We start from the raw sequence: 19,730 nt of genomic DNA, 5'->3' as shown, positions 1-19,730 counted from the left end.
TCCTCAGCCTTCCCTCCCAATTACTTCACAGAAATCTCATCAATAAAAATATAGGCCTCGCCACCGGCGCCCTGATGCCATTCCGGAAGTTTACCGTAATAATAGGCTTTTATCTTGATGTAGCGGGCTTCAGTCGGAAGAATTTCTGTTCCGAAATCTTTGATCTGTACTTTTTCATCCTTAGTGTCAATGGTGTTGTCAATGCTTTTCAGAAGGATAAAGTCTTTCCCGTTCATTGATGCGTAGTATTCCACTTTTTTAGGCATTAAAATCCACGCTCTGCTGTCCTGAAGATAGGTAGAGGATAATTTCGTGATCTGCTGAGGTGATTTTAAATCAATTACAGCTTCAAAATCCTGTCCCTGATAACCATGCCATTCCCCTTTTCTCCAGTTCACATCACCCTTAATGCCATCGATAAGCGCCAGTTTTCCATTAGCGGTATATTGCGGCGTTGTTTTTGAATGGATGGTAATATCCCAGTAATTCGGTCTTCTGTTAAAATTGGCAACCGTCACAGAACTCTTTTCGCCATTTCTCTCTGAATAGGCATGCACCTGAGTCGTTTTACTGATGGTGAAAGGGCCTTTATACGCTGAAAAGGTCTTTCTTACATTCGCATCATCTGAATTCATGGTCATATAATAGACTTTATCACCCGGATTCAGTGGAGTGATCTGTACTTTGGCTGAGAAATCGAAGATCCTGTCGGAGGCGATCACTGGTGATGCCGTCAGTTGTGTATATTTGAAATCTTTTGCCGGTTGGCTATTTTCAAATCCTAATTTTTGAAGCTCAGATCTGCTGGTATTTTTTGTAATAACTTTTGTGGTGCCGTCTTCCATATGAATTTTAACCTCATCAAAATACGGTGTCGTTGTCTGCCACTCCGGAAGCCCGGGAGTCACGGAATAAATTCCCATCGAGCTCAGAATGTACCATGCGCTCATCTGCCCGCAGTCTTCATTTCCGATAAGCCCGTCCGGTGTATTTTTATAGAAGTTGTCAAGTATATATTTGATCTTGGCATCTGTCTTTTCCGGTTTCCCTACATAATTGTACAGATAGGCGATGTGATGGCTCGGCTCATTTCCCTGAGCATATTGTCCCATCAGACCCGTAATATCTACCTGCTCTCTGCCGGTTGTTTTATCCGGTGCTTCGAAAATAGCATCAATAAACTGTTCAAATTTTTCCTTTCCGCCATGAGCGGCAATCAGTCCGGGAATATCCTGCTGTACAGAATAGGAATAATGCCATGCGTTTCCTTCCGTATAATTATTATTTACTTCTCTTGCATCAAAAGGTTCATACCAGTTTCCGTTCTTTCTCGGCTGCATAAATCCGCTGTTCGGGTTATATAGGTTTTTCCAGTTCTGAGAACGTTTCATGAAATACTGATAATCTTCTTTTTTGCCTAAAATCTTAGCCATTTGAGCGATACACCAGTCGTCGTAGGCATATTCTACCGTTTTGGAAACACTTTCATGTTCATCGTCAATGCTGATATAATGGTTCTGTTTGTAAGCATTTAAACCGAAAATATCCAGCATGGCAGAGTTTTTAGAGGCTTCAAATGCCTTTTCATAATCAAACCCTTTAATTCCTTTCGCCATCGCATCTGCAATCACGGAAACAGAGTGGTAGCCTATCATACATTCCGTTTCATTGGAAGCCAGTTCCCACACCGGAAGTTTTCCGCCCTGCTCATACTGTCTGATAAAAGTATTGACGAAATCTGCCGTTCTTTTTCTGTCGATCAGAGTCATCAGCGGATGAGCAGCCCTGAAAGTATCCCAAAGCGAGAATACGGAATAATAGTCAAATCCTTTTGTCGTATAAAGCTTATTATCGCGGCCTCTGTATCTTCCGTCCACATCCATATTGATGTTCGGCTGGGTGAAAACGTGGTATAATGCGGTGTAAAAAACAGAAAGTTTATCCTTATCATCAGATTTAACTTCAATTTTTGAAAGTTCCTTGTTCCAATCTGTTTCGGCCTGTTTTCTTACCGTTTCAAAATCATTGGATTTTCCTTCTGCCAGCATGTTTTTCTCTGTTCCCTCATAACCTGTTGGAGAAATGGAAACTTTTACGCTGATCTTTTCTCCTTTTTTAACATCAGATGAAAAAGCCAGAGCCAGCTTGGTTCCTGTGAAAAGCTTGTCTTCGTTTTTTCCGTTAACCTCTTTTTTAGAGATCTTCATCGGTTTTGAAAACTCAATCCTGGCGTAAATATATTGGTTGGTAGCCCAGGCTTCGCTTCTCCTGAAAACTTCGATGGTTTTATCATCAATGATCTTCACTTCACCTTCCAGTAATTTGTCCCTGTGGTTGAGGTCAAGAACGATATTGGCTATTCCTGACTTGTTAAAAGTATATTCATGATAGCCGACTCTTTGGGTGGTGGTCAGACGGACATCGATATTGTTTTTGTCCAGTTTAACAGAATAAAATCCGGCCGAAGCTTTTTCATTTTTATGCGAAAACTTAGAAGAGTAATCTTTGGGATTTAAGCTTGAATTTCCCATCGTAGGCATCAGCATGATATCTCCGTAATCCGAAACTCCGGTTCCGTTCAGATGCGTATGTGAAAAACCATAGATCACCGAATCCGAATAGTGATATCCGCTGCATCCGTCCCAGCTACCGTCTATTCTGGTATCTGGTGAAAGCTGTACCATCCCGAACGGAACAATAGCTCCCGGAAAGGTGTGACCGTGGCCTCCGGTTCCTATAAAAGGATTAACATACTGAGAATAATTCTGGGAATATATGATCTGGGCAATGCATAAGGAGAAAACGGCCAGTCTTTTTTTCATATCATCAATTTATACCCACGAATATATTGAAAAAACAGCAGAACGGAATGTAATAAAAGAAAGTCAGGAATTGTCTTATTAAAAACTATTACTACAAAATACATGAAGAAAACATTAATTTCTGTGGTCCTGCTGCTGCCGGTTCTTGCCTTTTCGCAGCGCATCACAGGAAAAATAACGCAGACGGGGAATTCAGTTTCTTACATAGAAATCGTAGCAGTAAAGGATAAAACCAGACAGACGGCTATTTCAGATGAAAAAGGAAATTATTCTTTACAACTTCCGGATAACGGAAATTATAATATCAAACTGATCCAGGACGGAGCAGAAGTATCCACGGCAGAGATTAGCGTAAACGGAGACACGAAGCAGGATTTTTTTATTGAGACAAAGCAGGAAAAACAAATTGAAGGCGTCACGCTTACCGCAAGGAAAAAATTAATTGAAAGAAAGGCTGACCGTCTCATCTTTAATGTATCCAATTCTGTGGCTTCACAGGGAATGGATGGAGCAGAAGCATTATCAACGACCCCATTGCTTAAAGTGGATGACAATGCAGGAATTTCAATCGTCGGAAAAAGCGGAGTCGCTGTGATGATCAATGACAGAATGCTGAACCTTTCAGGAAGCGAGCTTGTGACTTATCTTAAAAGCTTAAGATCCGAGAATATAGAAAAGATCGAGGTGATCACGACTCCTCCGGCAAAATATGAAGCGCAGGGAAACAGTGGGCTCATCAATATTGTTTTAAAGAAAAATCAGAATCTGGGTTGGAGCGGAAGTCTTACGACAAGCCTTCAGCAGCAAACTTACACAGGGTTTTCAAACAATGCAACAGTCAATTATCAAAATGAAAAGCTAAGGTCTTCACTGAAATTAAGGCATTATGATTATCAAAAACGTTCCTATGAAAACTACACCATTGAAGGTGCAGACGGTCTTAAAAGTTCGGATGAGAGAAGGGATTTTGGGAATGGGCTAGGAGCCAATTTAAGCATTGATTATCAGATTAATGCTAAATCTAATGTAGGATTTATTTACGATTACGGTTTCGGGCATTCGAATATGGATGTTCAGAATACGTCGAGATATTTCCAGAATGGAATGTATACGAATACGCTGTCTACTTATGCGGAACACCGTGCCAATAGCCGTCAGCAGACGATAAGTGGATACTACGATCTTAAATTTGGAAAGCAGGATAATAAGCTGAGCATTACCGGAAATTATTTTTCCAATATCCCGGAAAGTCTGATTGATTTTACGACGACAGAAAGTTCAGGTGATGATTTTGTGGTGAGAACACCTTCTACTGTTGATTATAAAATTTATTCAGGACAGGCTGATCTTACGTTACCCTACCAGTTTGCAAAGATGGAAACCGGAGTCAAGTTCACCAATTTTGATAACAATTCAAATATTTCTTATCAGAATTTGACGAATGGAAATTTTATCACAGATCCTTTAAAAAGCAATGTATTTGAGTACAATGAAAAAAACTATGCAGCGTATGTCAGCTTTGAAAAAGAGTTTAATGAAAAATGGTCGGCAAAAGCAGGATTGCGCTATGAGTATTCCACGGTAAATGGTAATTCCTTAACCTCAGGACAGCAGACGAAAAACTCTTATGGGAAATTCTTTCCTACAGCTTATATCAGCTATAAAAGCAATGAAAACAATACTTTCAATTTAAATTATTCCAAAAGGATCAACAGGCCGGGATTCCGCGCGATCAATCCCTACCGATGGTATATCAATGTGAATTCTTATTTTACCGGAAATCCATTGCTGACGCCTTCTATCAACCACAATTTTGAAATTTCACATGTGTATAAAGGGAAACTTTCCACATCTGCGTATTTCCAGAGAACGGTAGAAGCATTTGGTCAGCTGGCCAATCTGCAGGGCGAAAACAGGATCAGCACGTTTGCGAATTATTACAACCAGAACAGTATGGGAATCACAGTCAATTATTCAGATACGTTCTTTAAATTCTGGGAAGCCAATTATTCTACGGACATTTCTTATATGGAAACGAAAGTTTTTGCTACTGATGCCGCTTCCAGAAAAGGGAATAGCTATAATTTTGATTTTCAGAACAACCTTTCGCTTAATAAAAGTAAAACAGTGCAGCTGATCTTCAATTACTGGTTCAGACTGCCATCCAATTCAGGAAATTCCTATATGAATTATGCAGGAAATTTCACATCCGGACTTAAGTTGAGTCTTATGGAGAAGAGTCTGCAGGTGAATGTATTTGTTTCGGATATTTTCAAACAGGCGAGAAGCAGGGGCGAGATCTATTATACGACGGGAACTCATTATTACAATAATTATTATGATTCCAGAAGGCTTACTTTATCAGCGACGTATACCTTTGGAAATAAAAAAGTAAAAGGGGCGGACCGGAATGTGAAATTTGATGAAAAAAACAGGGCGAATTAAATGATAAACGAAGCTAGGTTTTGGCTAAAGCCGGATGAATCGGATGTATTTGTTAAACGGGCTGAAGCCCGTTCCTATTGAATATGATAGGTTGTATGATTTAATGAGAGAATCCTTCGACTACGCTCAGGATGACATTTCTAATACCATCTGCTTTATCATTCCAGGTATAGGTTAAAGATTTAGATACCTGGTTCATCAAGAATATTGTTAATTTCATTTAACCACAGATTGCACAGATTTACACAGATGTTTACGGATCGTATTCTGAATAAAATCTTTGATTTTCTCTTAAAACTTATGTGATCTTATGATTTATAAAGTATTTAAACTTCAAGAAACTTAAGTGTAAAAAAACTTTTGCATCTTTCGTGGTAGAAAAAACTTAAACTTCCCCTTCGAAAATATCATGTAAATAATCTTGCTGATGAGGTTCTGTACCGTCTGTGCCCAGAAATTTTTTCCAGGATTGGGACTCATGGTAGACAATGCCCATTTCCCAGACGCAGTACGTTGGAAGATGAATTGTATTTCTATCCCAGACTTCAAAGGTTCCGGAACCATCATAGTAAACACTTTCCCAGAGCTCGTTTTCGCTTCTCCAGGTGCAAACTAAGAGTAAATATTTTTCGCCGCATCTGTGCATGATGACAAATCCGAGATCTTCTTTGTTCTGAAAGTTTTCAACAGCATTTTCAATACATATTTTAGCATTATGGATATCCTGAGATGAAACAGCGGCCGGATCTTCTGCGAGATCATACCATTTGAATCGGGTTTTTCCGACGGTGAAGATTCCTTTCGGAGAAGCATATTTAGAAGGATAAGCGGTAGAATTCATAAGTGATATTTTACGATACTGATAGGGTGTGATAAAGATGGAGATAAGAAATAGGAAAGACATCTCTTTTGTCATCTTATTTATCACATGGGGTTATAGATTTTATTGATTCTAAATTATCGAAAAAATGCGTAAATTTGTGAACAATTTATATTTAGTATGTTGACGAAAGAACAGGTTCAAGATTTCCTTAAAGAGATAGAAGTAGACGATTTGGTGAGTAACTTTCAAATCATGGGTAATGATGTGTATATCGACATGACCGCCCATTCACCGGCAATGCACGAAAAGAAAAAGCTGGAGGCAGCGATGAAGCAGGCTTTTGCCAGTGAGTTTGGAGAAGATATTCACTTAAAACTTAAAATCGTTTCTCCGGAACCGAGTGAGATCCAGCTAAGCCAGATCAAAGGGAAACAGATCCCTGGAATTCAGAATATCATTGCTATTGCATCCGGAAAAGGAGGCGTAGGAAAATCTACAGTGGCGGCAAATATGGCAGTTACTTTAGCGAAGATGGGTTTCAAAGTAGGATTACTGGATGCCGATATTTACGGACCGTCTGTTCCAACAATGTTCGATACGGAAGGTGAAAAGCCAATTTCTGTAGACGTTGACGGAAAAAGTAAAATGAAGCCTGTTGAAAATTACGGGGTAAAAATGCTTTCTATCGGTTATTTCTCAGGAGCTAATCAGGCAGTAGTCTGGAGAGGCCCAATGGCTTCAAAAGCTTTGAACCAGATGATCAGAGATGCAGCTTGGGGAGAACTTGATTTCTTACTAATCGACCTTCCTCCGGGAACAGGAGATATTCACTTATCTATCATTCAGGAAGTACCTGTAACAGGTGCTGTGATCGTAAGTACGCCTCAGCACGTAGCTTTGGCAGACGTAAGAAAAGGAATCGCGATGTTCCAGATGGAAAGTATTAACATTCCGGTTCTTGGATTAATCGAAAATATGGCGTATTTTTCGCCGGAAGAACTTCCTGATAACAAGTACTACATCTTTGGAAGACAGGGAGCTCAGTATCTTGCTGAAGATCTGGGGATTCCGGTACTGGGAGAGATCCCGTTGATTCAGAGTATCAGAGAAGCCGGAGACGTCGGAAGACCTGCTGCGCTTCAGGAAGGTTCTAAAATTGAAGGAATCTACACTGAAACGGCAAGAAAAATGGTAGAAAGTCTACTGGAAAGAAATAAAAATCTTCCCCCTACAGAAGCTGTAAAGATTTCAACGATGGCGGGTTGCTCGCCGAAAGCTAAAAAATAATGATTTTCAATTAAGTTTGAAAAAAGCCGAATTGAACTAAAGAAATATGGAAACAAATATAACACACGAAGATACAGTAACGAGAGTAATGGAAGCTCTGGAAAGCATCAGGCCGTTCCTGAACAAGGATGGAGGTGATATCGAGCTTATTGACGTGAAGGATAACCAGGTTTTTGTAAAACTTTTGGGGAACTGTTCCGGATGTTCGCTGAATTTCTCAACCCTGAAATTGGGCGTAGAAAATACCATCAAGCAACATGCTCCGGAAATTCAAAAAGTAATCAATGTAGAGTAAAAAATTACACGAAATATTTTTTAAAGACAGGTTTTTTAGCCTGTCTTTTTTTGTTCTGATTTCAGATGATTGGCAGTGAAAATCTCCAGCAGATCCAGCAAATTTCACGGATATTCATGTTGTTTTATGATGGAAATTCTGATGGCTTCTATTAAGGATTATAAAGGAACATTGCTGGTGATTTCGCATGACCAGATATTTTTGGAGGAGATAGGAGTGGAGAGGGAGATTGTTTTGGATTGATTGATATTCTGTTGATTTTTTTTTCTCCCGCAGATTCCTCGGATTTCGCTGATGCTTGTATTTTATTAGCTACTTGATTTAAACCTATAAGGTTTGAACGCGGAAAGTATTTACTGTTGGATTACCGCAAGGGCGCAAAGGATTATTAAAAGTGTGTTTTTTAAGGTGCAAGAAAATCGAAGATTTTCGGCAGGGTTGGATAGGTATAAATATTCAGTTAGTGGTATTCAATTTTATCGGAGATAAAATCTTTGCGCCTTTAATCAGCCTTAAATTAAAGAATTTTTGCGCCTTTGCGTAAACCAACCTTTTCAGATTCAATAACCTTACATTCACATAAAAAAGACCTGATAATAAATTACCAGGCCCTAAAAACAATATTAGAAAAATATAGATTATGAATTTTGTGCTAAAAACTGTTTGTAATTTTCTTCGTTTTCAAAATAAGCCACTTCTCCTTCATCACTTACCATCACAATGTATGCATTGGCTTTATCCACTTTCTTTCCGGTAAGCGGATCTACCGCTTCTCTCACGCTTGGATCATTCGGAATCTTTTCTACACACATTTCGCAGCAGCCGTAGTACATCTTTCCACCGTGGGGAACTTCCATCTGTTTTTTGCCCATATAGGCATTGTTTACCATGCAGACGGTTTCACTAGGGACATGATCTCCCTTTTTATATGTTCCGGTAGTGGCAACTGGCTGCACTTTCTGGACAGGTTCAGGTTCAGGTTTCGGCGTGTTCTTTTGTTTTTCATGACCACACGCGTATAAAACGACTGATCCGAAAATAATGATGACTGTGTTTTTGAATAATGCTTTCATTGTTGATGTTATTTAATTAAACTTCCTTCTAAAATTTCTTCATTTCCTTTTTTAATGATCTTATCGCCTTCGGTGAGTTCCCCGAAAACTTCAATCATATCATTGAGAACTCTTCCTTTTTTTACAGGAACAAACCTGGTTTTGCCACCTTCATTCCTAATGATGTAAATTCCCATATTACTTTCCACCAAAGCTGATCTCGGAATAAAGAAAGTAGCTTCCTGATTTTGCAGAGGAATGACGGATTCCGCGATCATAAATGGCTTTAATTCTCTTGAATGATTAATAAAATCAGCCTCAATTTTCTCCGAACGCAACTTCACATCCAACGATCCCGACTTCCTTGAAATCCGGGCTTTAAAACTTTTCTCAGGCATCGCATTAATCCTGAACGAAATGGTATCTCCCGTTTTCAAATATTGAACACTTGCTTCCGGAACAGAAAGGCTCAGGCGAAGTTTGGATGTATTTTGAATGACCATCAATGGAGCGCCGCCGTTCGGACCTACATAAGCACCGAGGTCTACATTTCTTTCCGTAATAATTCCGCTGAAAGGAGCACGGATAACCAGATATTGATTGATGTCCTGCAGTTCACGGTAGGCTGACTTTGCGGCATTAACCTGCGCCTGATCTGACAGTTTCCGGGCAGTGATCTGATCCAAGGCATCTTTAGCGATGGCTCCCTTCGTTTCATTTGCCCGGTACACTCTGTCGTAATTGGATCTTGTAGCAGCATAAATGGCTTCCTGCGCCTGCCATTTCGATTTGGCATTAGCAGCCTGTGACTGGATTTCAGGAGCATCCAGAACCATTAAAACCTGTCCTGCACTCACATATGAACCAATGTCTGCATTGATCTTTTTTATATATCCCGGTATTTTGGCAAATAAAGCGGTTTCCTGATCCGGAATCAGTTCGCCGGCCAATTTTAATTCAACTTTCGGATTGCTCTTTTTGATCTCCAAAGTTTCCATGCTGTGCATCATCATGGGTTTGGCTTCTTTGGACATATCCATTGGCTTTTCTTCTTTACAGGAAGCCGGAATACTCATAAGTCCTATGGTAATGGCTGTATATATAATGTTTTTCATTGAAGTAAAAATTAAGAGTTGGGATTTAAATAATGAATGCTTTCTTCGTCCTCTGGATCCAGTGATGGAGAAATAATTCCCGCATTTTTCTGCATCCACCCGAAAACCAGCGGAAGAATAACGAGTACAGAGAACGTGGAGAAAATCAGTCCTCCGATAACCGCTCTGCCCAAAGGCGAAACCTGATCACTTCCTTCTCCGAAACCGATAGCCATCGGAAGCATTCCCGCCGCCATAGCCAGTGTCGTCATGATGATAGGACGGATACGGAGTTTGGCTGCTTCAAGTCCTGCTTCTAAGGCATTCCCTGTAGATTTCCGGATGGTTTCAGCATTACTGATCAATAAAACAGCATTGGCAATGGAAACTCCGATCGACATGATCAGTCCCATATAAGACTGGAGATTCAGCGTTGAACCCGTCAGATTCAACAGGGCTAATGATCCTACGACTACAAACGGAACCGTCGTTAAAATAACAAGTGATACCCGGAAAGATTGGAACGTAGCAGACAGCATCAGAAAGATCACCACAATAGCAATCAGAAGTCCGGAAGCCAGACTGCTTAAGGTTTCGTCCAGTACCGGAGCCATTCCGGCCACTTCAATATTGACTCCTTTCGGAAGTTCACCCAATGATTCAATAGCTTTTTTTACATCTTTGGAAGCCTGTTCCAGATCTGTTTTGTGTGTATTGGCGGTCACGGTTGTGTAACCCATCGTTCCAAGGTTATAACTTTCTCCCAACTCTTTTGTTGAGGTGATGAAAGCGACATCTCCCAAAACCGGACGGTCTGAATTCTTAGACAGAGGAAGATTGGCCAGTTCCTCTTTGCTGTTCAGGATATTTTGAGGAGTCTGCACCTGTACATCATACGCAATGCCCATCATACCGCCAACCCAGAAGTTTTTATTGGTATACCGGGTCGAAGCTGTGGCTGCCACCAACGATTTCGCGATATCCTGAGCATCCAGTCCCAATTGCGCCGCACGAACCCGGTCTATACTGATCTGCAGGGCAGGATAGTTCATGGATTGCGGGATTTGCTGATCGCGCAGGTATTTGATTTCTTTCAATTTAACTAAAAGTTTTTCGGCATACATCCGGTTCATCTTTTTCATCATTCCCGAAACCCTTACTTCGATAGGATTATTGGCTCCCTGGCTGAGAATTTTTTCAGTCAGTTCGATAGGTTCAAAAGAAATCTGCAGATCGGGCATTTTTTCTTTGTAATACCCACGCAGTTCATCCTTCAACTCATCTGAATTTCCTTTAAATTCTTTTAAAGCCACCTGCATTAATGCTTCATGTGGTCCGGCATTGTATAAATAAATAGGACTCACGGCAAACGTCGATGGATGCTGACCTATGAATACAGAAGAGATTGCAATATTGTCTTTTCCTACCTTATTTTTAAGATGTTCTAAGAATTTTTTCACCTTTATTTCAGTGACTTCAATCCGGGTTCCTTCGGCAGCTTTTATTCGTACCTGAAACTGTCGTGAATTGACTGATGGAAGGACATCTTTCCCCGTAATTTGATAAAGCCCAAATCCTGCACATAAAGCAGCAGCAAGACTTATACTGACAATGATTTTCCTGCTTTTCATCAATGAAGATAGAAACCTGACAAAGCGGTCACGGAAACCGCTGAACCAGTCTGGCTTATGATTTTCACAGGTTTTTGGATCGTGTTTCATCATCCAGTTGGCCATTACCGGAACAAAAGTCTGCGAAAGGACAAACGATGCAATCATCGAGAAACCAATCGCCATCGCTAAAGGCATAAATAAAGATCCCGGAATTCCACTCATCATCAATGCCGGAGCAAATACCGCCAGAATACAGAGCATGATCAGCAATTTTGGAAAAGCAATCTCTTTACACGCATCCCAAATCGCCTGAGCTCTTGTTTTACCCATCGCAAAATGCTGGTGAATATTTTCGATAGTAACCGTACTTTCGTCAACCAGAATTCCAATGGCCAGTGCCAGACCTGACAATGACATGATATTAATCGATTGTCCGAATAATTTTAAAAACAGCACCCCGGAAATAATGGAGATCGGAATCGTCAGAATAACAATCAGGGCTGCACGTGTATCTTTAAGGAATAACATCACCATCAATCCTGTGAGCAAAGCACCCAGAACGCCTTCAATGATGAGACTTTTTAAAGCATTGGAAATATAAACCGACTGGTCAAATTCATAGGAAATTTGTACACCTTCTGGCATATTTCTCTGAATTTTTGGGAGTGCTTTCTTCAGTTTGTTCACGACTTCCAGTGTGGAAGCATTGCTGGCTTTTGCAATATTGATATAAACGGAGCGTTTTCCATCAATTAAGGCATATCCCGTAGTAATATCGGCACCGTCTTTTACTGTGGCCACATCCCGGATATACACATTATCTGCCGTTCCTTTAAAAAGAGGAATATCGCCAAGCTCTTCCACCTTTTTTACCGTGTTATTGGTTGGGGTTAAATAATTAGTATCACCGATGTACACATTTCCGGAAGGGGATGTGATATTGTTTCGGCTAATGGCTTCTACCACCTGTTCAGGCGATAAGCTGTGCGCCCGGAGTTTGTAAGGATCCACATTGATCTCTATCGTCCGCGGACTTCCCCCAAACGGCGGAGCAGTAGTAAGCCCCGGAATTTTAATTAAGAAAGGTCTCGCGTTGAAATTCGCAATATCCTGCAGCTGGTTATTGGTCTGCGTACTGCTTCGGAAAACCAGTTGTCCTACAGGCTGCGAAGACGAGTCGAAACGGATGATAAAAGGAGGCGGTGCTCCCGGTGGCAGAAATACCTGGGAACGTGTGGAAAGGGCATTGATCTGGGCAATGGCTTCTCCCATATTCGTTCCTTCATAAAAATTTACTTTCATCAGGGTCAATCCCTGTGTGTTTTTAGATTCTATACTTCTGATTCCGTTCGTGAACAAAAGCATATTAACGTACATTTTGGTGAAATAGCCTTCCATCTGTTGCGGCGTATATCCGTTAAAGGAATGGGCTACATACACCACCGGAAGGTCCATTTCCGGAAGAATATCTACTTTTACATCTTTGGCTGCCTTGATTCCGAAGAACAGCAGGCCGAGCACCAATACCATTACAGATATCGGTCTGCGCAATGCAAACTTTATAAGATTCATGTTTCTGTTTTTGGGTTAGTGAATAATGGCTTTGGTGATGATCGAAATGTCGCCTTTTGAAGCAGCAATGAGTACGGTGGCCTGCCATGAATTGTTTTTTGCAATTTCATAATTGATCTCAGCACGGTTCAGCAGGTATAAAGCCTGCGTAAAATCCACAATGGTGGTGAGTCCGTTCTCATATAAAGCTTTCTGCTGGTGGTAGGCATCTGTTGCGGCTTCCATCTGTACTTTGGCTTCCGTTACTTTAGCCAAAGCATTTTTGAATTTCGATTCTGCGAGACTCTGTTGATTGGTCAGCTCCTGTTGGAGCAGCTGATGGTTAAAATCCAAAGCCTTAGTCATCAGTTTTTGTTCATTAACCTTAGAACTGTTCCTGTAAAAATCGGTAAGATTCCAGCTTACATTCAATCCGAAGATATAATTCATCCGGTCTACGCCGGCTCCTTTTAAATAAGACGGAGAATAGGCGGTATTATCCTGAACATAATTCCATCCAAAGCCTGATCCGCGTCCCTGAAAAACCCCGAAAAGAGAAAGTGAAGGAAGTCCTGTGGTCAACAGATGGGCTTCTTGAATCTTGCTTTTATTCAATTTTTGAGTGATGAAGAGCATATTCGGATGTTGTTCCAATGAAGAATTTTCAGAGGTCGTTAAAGGAATATTTTCGCTGAAATAATGGTCCAGCTGATAATCTGTGAAATTTTCAGCTAAAAGATCTGCCAGTTGTTTATTGTACTCCAGAACATGATCATTGGCATTGATCATCGCGGTCCGGGCATTAGACATTTCTGCTTTTGCGAGTGAGGCATCTACTTCCGGAATTAATCCGCTTTCGGCCCTCGCTGTGGCAATGGTATAAATCACTTCGGTACGTTTATGATTTTCCAGCTGTACATTTTCCAGCCGCTGGCTTACCAAAAGGTTAAAATAGGCACCGGCAGCTTTGATCTGATGCTGAAAAATTTCCTGGCTGAGATCAGATTTCTGAACTTCCACATCGGCAGTTTCCAGCAGTTCTTTGGTTTTCAGACGTCCGAAGGTGTAGACATTCCAGTTGACATTAGCCAAATATAAACTTCCGAACGCAGCATTCCAGTTCTGTTCTGCGAGAGGCATTGAGGTAGAGGCTACTCCGAGACCGCCCTGACTGTACATTGGGCCGTTCTGTGCATTGATGGTTCCGAAGTTTTGTTGTGCCATCAGGGTAACCTCAGGCAGGTAATAGGTTTTCTGAAGATTGAGCCGTTCATGGGAAGCTGCGATATTCACTTCCTTTTTTTTGATAGACTGGTAGCTTTTCCCGGCTTTCATCAGCACATCCTCTAAGCCGGTTTGCTGCCCGAAGAACATGGTGGGGCAACCCAGCAGTATGATGAGGGCATTATATTTTGAATTCATAAGATTGATTTAGAATGAATATTGAAAATAGGATCCCAGATTCGGGATGACAAAATTCAATACGATTCTAAATTCTGTAAACGCAATGGAGAATGTAGAGGGAAGGATAATTAAAGTGATCGTGGGCGAAATCAAAGAGGGTGGAAGTCTTTTCTGAGTATAATGCTGAAACTTCGAATACCGTTCCTAAATTGTGATAGGGAATGGAAGCCGACAGAAATTTAACCGGTAAGTTTTTGTGAGAAGAGGTCAGATTATCTGCTCTGTATATCTTTTTAACTTCTAATTTGCAGCATTTACCGTGGTTTTTCTCTTTGTTGGTACTGCATTTCGGGCAGTCCATGTCGGAAAGGTTTTTCAGTCCTACGTGGAGTTCACTGGAGTTTCCTTTACATACGTGCTTACTCGTAGTAAATCCTGAAGAAATTATTACGTAAAGAAGCAGGAAAAACAAATGGAATACTCTTTTCATTTCGCGGGATAAAATTAGAGGTAATCCGGGATGTGGTGTTATAGAATTCTGGCGGAAGTTTATACTTTTACGGATTTTTAGGGGTAAATAAATAAAGCCCGGATTATCAATCCAAGCTTTAAGTTTTTAACTGAAAAAGTATATATGATTGTTGTTTTAGGACATCATTAATTTTTCATCAGCTTTTTTGTGATTATTTTTCCGGTAACAAATTCTGTTTTTAGGAAATAAATGCCTTTCGTGAGAAATGAAATGTCAGAATTATTTTCACTTAAAGTTTTTACCAGCTTTCCGTCTGCAGAATACAGTTCGATTTTTCTAATTTTCTCTTTTGAAGAATAGACCAGATTCGATTTGGCCGGATTTTCAAACGAAACAGAGCTTTCATTTTGGACTTCATGCGCTGATAAAACAGATGCAGATGCATTGTATTTTGCCACTACATAATGCCATGTATTGGTGGCGGGGTCTTTTTTGTCACCTCCTACATAAACGGTATTATCTTTTGCCAAAACGGAAGTGTAATTTCCTTGTGGTAATGCAGTTTCTTTATAAGAGTTTTGAGAATTCAAGGGAATCATATTTCCTGAATAATCATAGCTTACGATGAATGGAGTGTCTGTAGAAGATGTTCCTACAAAATATATTCTATTTCCCGCAAAGCCAAAGTTCGTGTACACATCAAGCGTATTATTGTCATGAGTCAGTGAAGTGATATTAGACATAGTTCCATTAGGATTAATGTTGTAGAAAACATAGCTGTCTAAATCCAAGGTACGGATATTGCTGTCTGGAGCCTGTTTTGAAAAGTAATTTCCTGAATCCGGGTAGGTAAAGGTTCCATTGGTCCCAAAAGTACTAACAGGCGTTGAAGTGGTACTTATTTTATCAATTTTATTGTCGTAAAAGGCAAGTATATCAGAATTCGACAGTTGAATATTTCCACTGTTAGACTGGCTGATACTTCCATTATTGCCGTAGGAACTATCGATACTTCCATTCGAAGATAGCTTAATGAACCTGCTTCCTGTCGTGAGAATGATTGAGTGATCAGCAAGAACGACCGTATTGTTATACCTGAAGCCGTTCATTCCGTCATGAGAGGTTTTAAATTCGCCATTATTTCCAAAACTGGTATCTAAAACACCATTAAGATCATATCTCAGAATACTTGTTTCGGAAGAAGCATCATTGGATGTTTTTTGGAAAGTTACCAGAATTTTATCATTTCCCTGGGATATGACATTAAAATCACTTATATAATGCGGGAGTGTTAATACTCCGCTATTTCCAAATCCTGTATTTAAAGTGCCATCAAGATTTAATTTGTAAATTTTATTGGTATTCATTGATCCTGATGAGGCAATGTCTTTTCCATAAGCAAATATTTTATTGTCGGAACTCAATGAAATTTGAAGATCATCTGCTTCTCCAATCAATGGAAACGAAACAATACCTCCATTTCCGAAACTGGAGTCTAAATGAATGGTCTGAGCATTGATGTTCATGTAAAAAACAGACATCAGTGCTACACTCGTAAAAATTTTATTCATAGTTATAGTAAAGCCGCGAAGGTATTGAAAATTTATCCCCTTTGAAAGGACTTTAGAGCGTTTTCAGGTAAATAAAACTGGCTTTTTTTTAACCATACAAATCGATATTCTATAGGTGTGTTTTATGCCATTTTTTATTGGTTTTATTGATTTTTTTTAATTATATTTGTGAAAAACGCATCTTATGTTTGAATTTCTGCAAAACCTAGAACCGCTTCAGCAGGGGTTCTGGTATACGGCCATCGCAGCCAGCTTTATCTTTCTGATTCAAACGGTTCTTACTTTTGTCGGAGGCAGCCACGGAGATGTGGCACATGCTGATTTTAGCGGAGACAGCCATGCCGACAGTCCTTTTCAGTTATTCTCTTTCAGAAACCTTATTAATTTCCTTTTAGGGTTCGGATGGAGTGGTGTGGCATTCTATGGATCTATAGGAAATAAGTCGCTGCTGATTTTTGTTTCTGCGCTTGTAGGGGCTGGATTTATCTTTTTATTCTTTGTCCTTATCCTTCAGATCATGAAACTTACGGAAGACAATACCTTTAAAATGGAAAATCTTATCGGTAGAGCAGGAGAGGTCTACCTTACGATTCCGGGAGATATGAGCGGAAAAGGAAAAATCACGATCTCTGTGAACGGAACCAGCCACGAACTTCCCGCTATGACGGAAGAAAAGGAAAATATCCCGTCCGGTGGTTCTGTGAGGGTAACTTACATCTATGACAAGATCCTTGTCGTTTCAAAAATTTAATTCATTATCAACCATTTTATAAAAACTATTTATGGCAATACCAGGAAGTCTTATTTTAACATTAGTGATTGTACTTGTACTATTCGTCACATTTTTAGCCCTTATTTCGAGGTATAAAAGATGTCCGTCGGATAAAATTTTGGTTATTTACGGTAAAACGGGCGGCACCTCAGCGAAATGTATCCATGGAGGCGGTGCTTTCGTATGGCCGGTTATCCAGGATTTTGCTTACCTTGATCTGAAACCTATTTCTATCGAGGCTAATCTTACCAATGCTTTATCCAGGCAGAATATCCGTGTAGATGTACCATGTAGATTTACCATCGCCATTTCTACGGAACCGGATTCTATGGGAAATGCAGCAGAAAGATTATTGGGATTGGCTCAGGAGCAGATTCAGGAACTTTCCAAAGATATTCTTTTCGGTCAGCTTCGTTTGGTGATTGCCACGATGACCATTGAAGAGATCAACTCAGACAGAGATAAATTCTTAGACAATATTTCTAAAAACGTAGATACGGAATTAAAGAAAATCGGTTTAAAACTAATCAACGTGAACGTTACGGATATCAGAGATGAATCCGGATATATTGAAGCTTTGGGTAAAGAAGCGGCTGCAAAAGCGATTAACGAAGCTATCATCAGTGTTGCCGAGCAAACGAAAATCGGGGAAACCGGAAAAGCAATTGCGGACAGAGAAAAAGATACACAGATCGCCGAAACACAGAGAGACAGAGACGTAAAAATTGCCATCACGCAAAAAGACAAAGAGATCAGTATTGCCTCTGCCATCAAGGATGAATCCATCGGTAAGGCAGAAGCTGCAAAAGAATCGAGAATTGCAACCTCTCTGGCGAACTCTATCGCTGTAAAAGGGGAAAACGAAGCCAAAATTACCATCGCCAATTCTGATGCCGAAAGAAGAGAAAAAGAAGCAGAAGCATTAAGAATTGCAACGGCTGCAGAAAAAGTACAGGCTGCACGATCTTTGGAGGAATCTTACCTTGCAGAACAGAAAGCGGAAGTTGCGAGGGGAGAAAGAGAACGATCTACCCAACAGGCGAATATTGTGGTTCATGCAGAAATCGCAAAACAAAAAGCCATCATTGATGCACAGGCAGAAGCTGAGAAAATAAGACTTCAGGCCAAAGGAGAAGCAGATGCTATTTTCGCTAAAATGGAGGCAGAAGCAAAAGGTCTTTATGAAATCCTGACCAAACAGGCTCAAGGTTACGATAAGATTGTACAGGCTGCCGGTGGTGATACCAACAGTGCCTTCCAGTTGCTGTTAATTGAAAAACTTCCTGAATTGGTTAAGACCCAGGTGGAAGCTGTTAAAAATATTAAAATCGATAAAATTACGGTTTGGGACAGCGGAAACGGGCAGGACGGAAACGGCTCTACCGCTAATTTCGTTTCAGGAATGATGAAAACAGTACCGCCATTGAACGATCTGTTTAATATGGCCGGTCTTAATTTACCTGAGTATCTGAAAGGAAGACCGGAAGAAGTTCAGAAAGAAATTATCATGGTTCCGGAAAAGAAAGAGAAAAAGAATTTTGATGATATGAATCCGGAAGCTGAAGCTCCGAAGGCATAATTGAAATATATAGATAGACTTGGACTCAGGCGGAAAGCGAAGCTTTCCGCCTGAGTCTTTTTATTCCAGAATAACTTTTACATTATGATCTGCAAAAACCTGAAGTATTTCATCAAATTTAGTTTTAAATAATTTTTTGCTTGTCTGATGATTTAACCATTTTAATTCTGATATAGATTTCACCCCAAAATCACTACGCAGGCAGTCAAACAAGGCATAAATCCCTCTTCCAAAGTATCCTCCTATACCATTAACTTCTTCTCCTAAAGCACAGAAGAAGCTATCCAAATTGTGAAATTTATTTCCATCAATCTCAATACTGATATTTTCTTTCACTTCATATATTTTCATTGTGTGAAGTGCATAGACAAGCCAGCCCTGTAATTCTTCTTTCCTGAAATTTTTCCAGATATTTTTTTCTGTAATTTCATTATTTAATCTCATTTTCATTGCTTTATGGTAGCCTGGAGGGTTGCTCCATACCTGTCCCATTAAAGTGATATTGTTCTTTTTTGATTTTATTACTCTGATATTACCTATAAAAGTTCTGGTTACAATAGATTTATCATCAAGAAAACATATGAAACCGTTGTTTTCATAGATGTTTGCGGCATTTTTTATTGCTGATACTAAATTAGGAACATTGTCTACATTAATAAGTCGTAGGGTACGGTAAATAATACCGGCTTTATGTTCAATATTTTTGACATCATCCATGTAAGCAATAATCTCAGGTTCCGTTGCAGTATCAAAGGCAAATCCAAACATTTTTTTATTATTTTCAGGTATTGGTAAAGAATCAAAACTACTGAAATTAATGAAAACAAAAAAAAGCCCCGGAAAATCCGGGACCTCATCAACTGAATTATATATAAAGTATTTGTATATCAAGATGTCAGATTTCAGACACGAGATATGAGACTTTAGGTTAAGGCTGAGATTAAGAAATG

Annotated in this window: 14 protein-coding genes; 5 read left to right on the top strand and 9 right to left on the bottom strand. The window is 39.9% G+C overall.

Annotated elements, in window-relative coordinates; all coding sequences use genetic code 11:
* Positions 1–20: 20 nt before the first annotated feature.
* Entirely contained in the window at positions 21–2,822 is a 2,802-nt protein-coding gene (locus tag BM143_RS05255) for a GH92 family glycosyl hydrolase (RefSeq protein WP_090023551.1), read from the bottom strand.
* Positions 2,823–2,924: 102 nt separating this feature from the next.
* Here BM143_RS05255 and BM143_RS05250 point away from each other — a divergent pair, with 102 nt between their 5' ends.
* Positions 2,925–5,267, top strand: coding sequence for a TonB-dependent receptor family protein (locus BM143_RS05250; RefSeq protein WP_090023550.1), 2,343 nt, complete (start codon positions 2,925–2,927; stop codon positions 5,265–5,267).
* A gap of 385 nt (positions 5,268–5,652) precedes the next feature.
* Here the strand turns inward: BM143_RS05250 and BM143_RS05245 are convergent, their stop codons facing one another.
* Positions 5,653–6,108: a hypothetical protein gene (locus BM143_RS05245; protein WP_090023549.1), complete on the bottom strand. Its 456-nt coding sequence runs from the start codon at positions 6,106–6,108 to the stop codon at positions 5,653–5,655.
* A gap of 159 nt (positions 6,109–6,267) precedes the next feature.
* Between BM143_RS05245 and BM143_RS05240 the strand changes: the two genes are divergently transcribed.
* The gene (locus tag BM143_RS05240) at positions 6,268–7,377 is read left to right on the top strand and encodes an Mrp/NBP35 family ATP-binding protein (RefSeq protein WP_034730392.1); all 1,110 of its coding nucleotides are present in this window, start codon (positions 6,268–6,270) and stop codon (positions 7,375–7,377) included.
* A gap of 46 nt (positions 7,378–7,423) precedes the next feature.
* Positions 7,424–7,672, top strand: coding sequence for a NifU family protein (locus BM143_RS05235; RefSeq protein WP_051890476.1), 249 nt, complete (start codon positions 7,424–7,426; stop codon positions 7,670–7,672).
* Positions 7,673–8,310: 638 nt separating this feature from the next.
* Here the strand turns inward: BM143_RS05235 and BM143_RS05230 are convergent.
* The 6 genes from BM143_RS05230 to BM143_RS05205 all read right to left on the bottom strand — a co-directional run bounded on the left by BM143_RS05230 (position 8,311) and on the right by BM143_RS05205 (position 16,429).
* Complete coding sequence (locus BM143_RS05230) at positions 8,311–8,745, bottom strand: hypothetical protein (protein WP_090023548.1); 435 nt, start codon at positions 8,743–8,745, stop codon at positions 8,311–8,313.
* An 8-nt stretch (positions 8,746–8,753) separates the two neighbouring features.
* Entirely contained in the window at positions 8,754–9,839 is a 1,086-nt protein-coding gene (locus BM143_RS05225; RefSeq protein WP_090023547.1) for an efflux RND transporter periplasmic adaptor subunit, read from the bottom strand.
* A gap of 11 nt (positions 9,840–9,850) precedes the next feature.
* Complete coding sequence (locus BM143_RS05220) at positions 9,851–13,003, bottom strand: efflux RND transporter permease subunit (RefSeq protein ID WP_090023546.1); 3,153 nt, start codon at positions 13,001–13,003, stop codon at positions 9,851–9,853.
* Positions 13,004–13,018: 15 nt separating this feature from the next.
* Positions 13,019–14,404: a TolC family protein gene (locus tag BM143_RS05215; RefSeq protein ID WP_090023545.1), complete on the bottom strand. Its 1,386-nt coding sequence runs from the start codon at positions 14,402–14,404 to the stop codon at positions 13,019–13,021.
* A 67-nt stretch (positions 14,405–14,471) separates the two neighbouring features.
* Positions 14,472–14,876: an HYC_CC_PP family protein gene (locus tag BM143_RS05210; RefSeq protein WP_090023544.1), complete on the bottom strand. Its 405-nt coding sequence runs from the start codon at positions 14,874–14,876 to the stop codon at positions 14,472–14,474.
* A gap of 167 nt (positions 14,877–15,043) precedes the next feature.
* Complete coding sequence (locus BM143_RS05205; protein ID WP_090023543.1) at positions 15,044–16,429, bottom strand: T9SS type A sorting domain-containing protein; 1,386 nt, start codon at positions 16,427–16,429, stop codon at positions 15,044–15,046.
* A gap of 184 nt (positions 16,430–16,613) precedes the next feature.
* Here BM143_RS05205 and BM143_RS05200 point away from each other — a divergent pair, with 184 nt between their 5' ends.
* Positions 16,614–17,180 (top strand): NfeD family protein, encoded by a 567-nt coding sequence (locus BM143_RS05200; RefSeq protein ID WP_090023542.1) that lies wholly within the window; start codon positions 16,614–16,616, stop codon positions 17,178–17,180.
* A gap of 31 nt (positions 17,181–17,211) precedes the next feature.
* Positions 17,212–18,780, top strand: coding sequence for a flotillin family protein (locus tag BM143_RS05195; RefSeq protein WP_090023541.1), 1,569 nt, complete (start codon positions 17,212–17,214; stop codon positions 18,778–18,780).
* Positions 18,781–18,840: 60 nt separating this feature from the next.
* On the opposite strand, the gene BM143_RS05190 is transcribed toward BM143_RS05195, so the two are convergent.
* The gene (locus BM143_RS05190) at positions 18,841–19,548 is read right to left on the bottom strand and encodes a barstar family protein (RefSeq protein ID WP_090023540.1); all 708 of its coding nucleotides are present in this window, start codon (positions 19,546–19,548) and stop codon (positions 18,841–18,843) included.
* Positions 19,549–19,730 lie beyond the last annotated feature (182 nt).

The sequence above is a fragment of the Chryseobacterium oleae genome (assembly GCF_900115055.1).
Lineage (GTDB): Bacteria > Bacteroidota > Bacteroidia > Flavobacteriales > Weeksellaceae > Chryseobacterium > Chryseobacterium oleae.
Note: the sequence above shows the minus strand (reverse complement) of the source record. Positions and strands in the feature narration are given on the sequence as shown.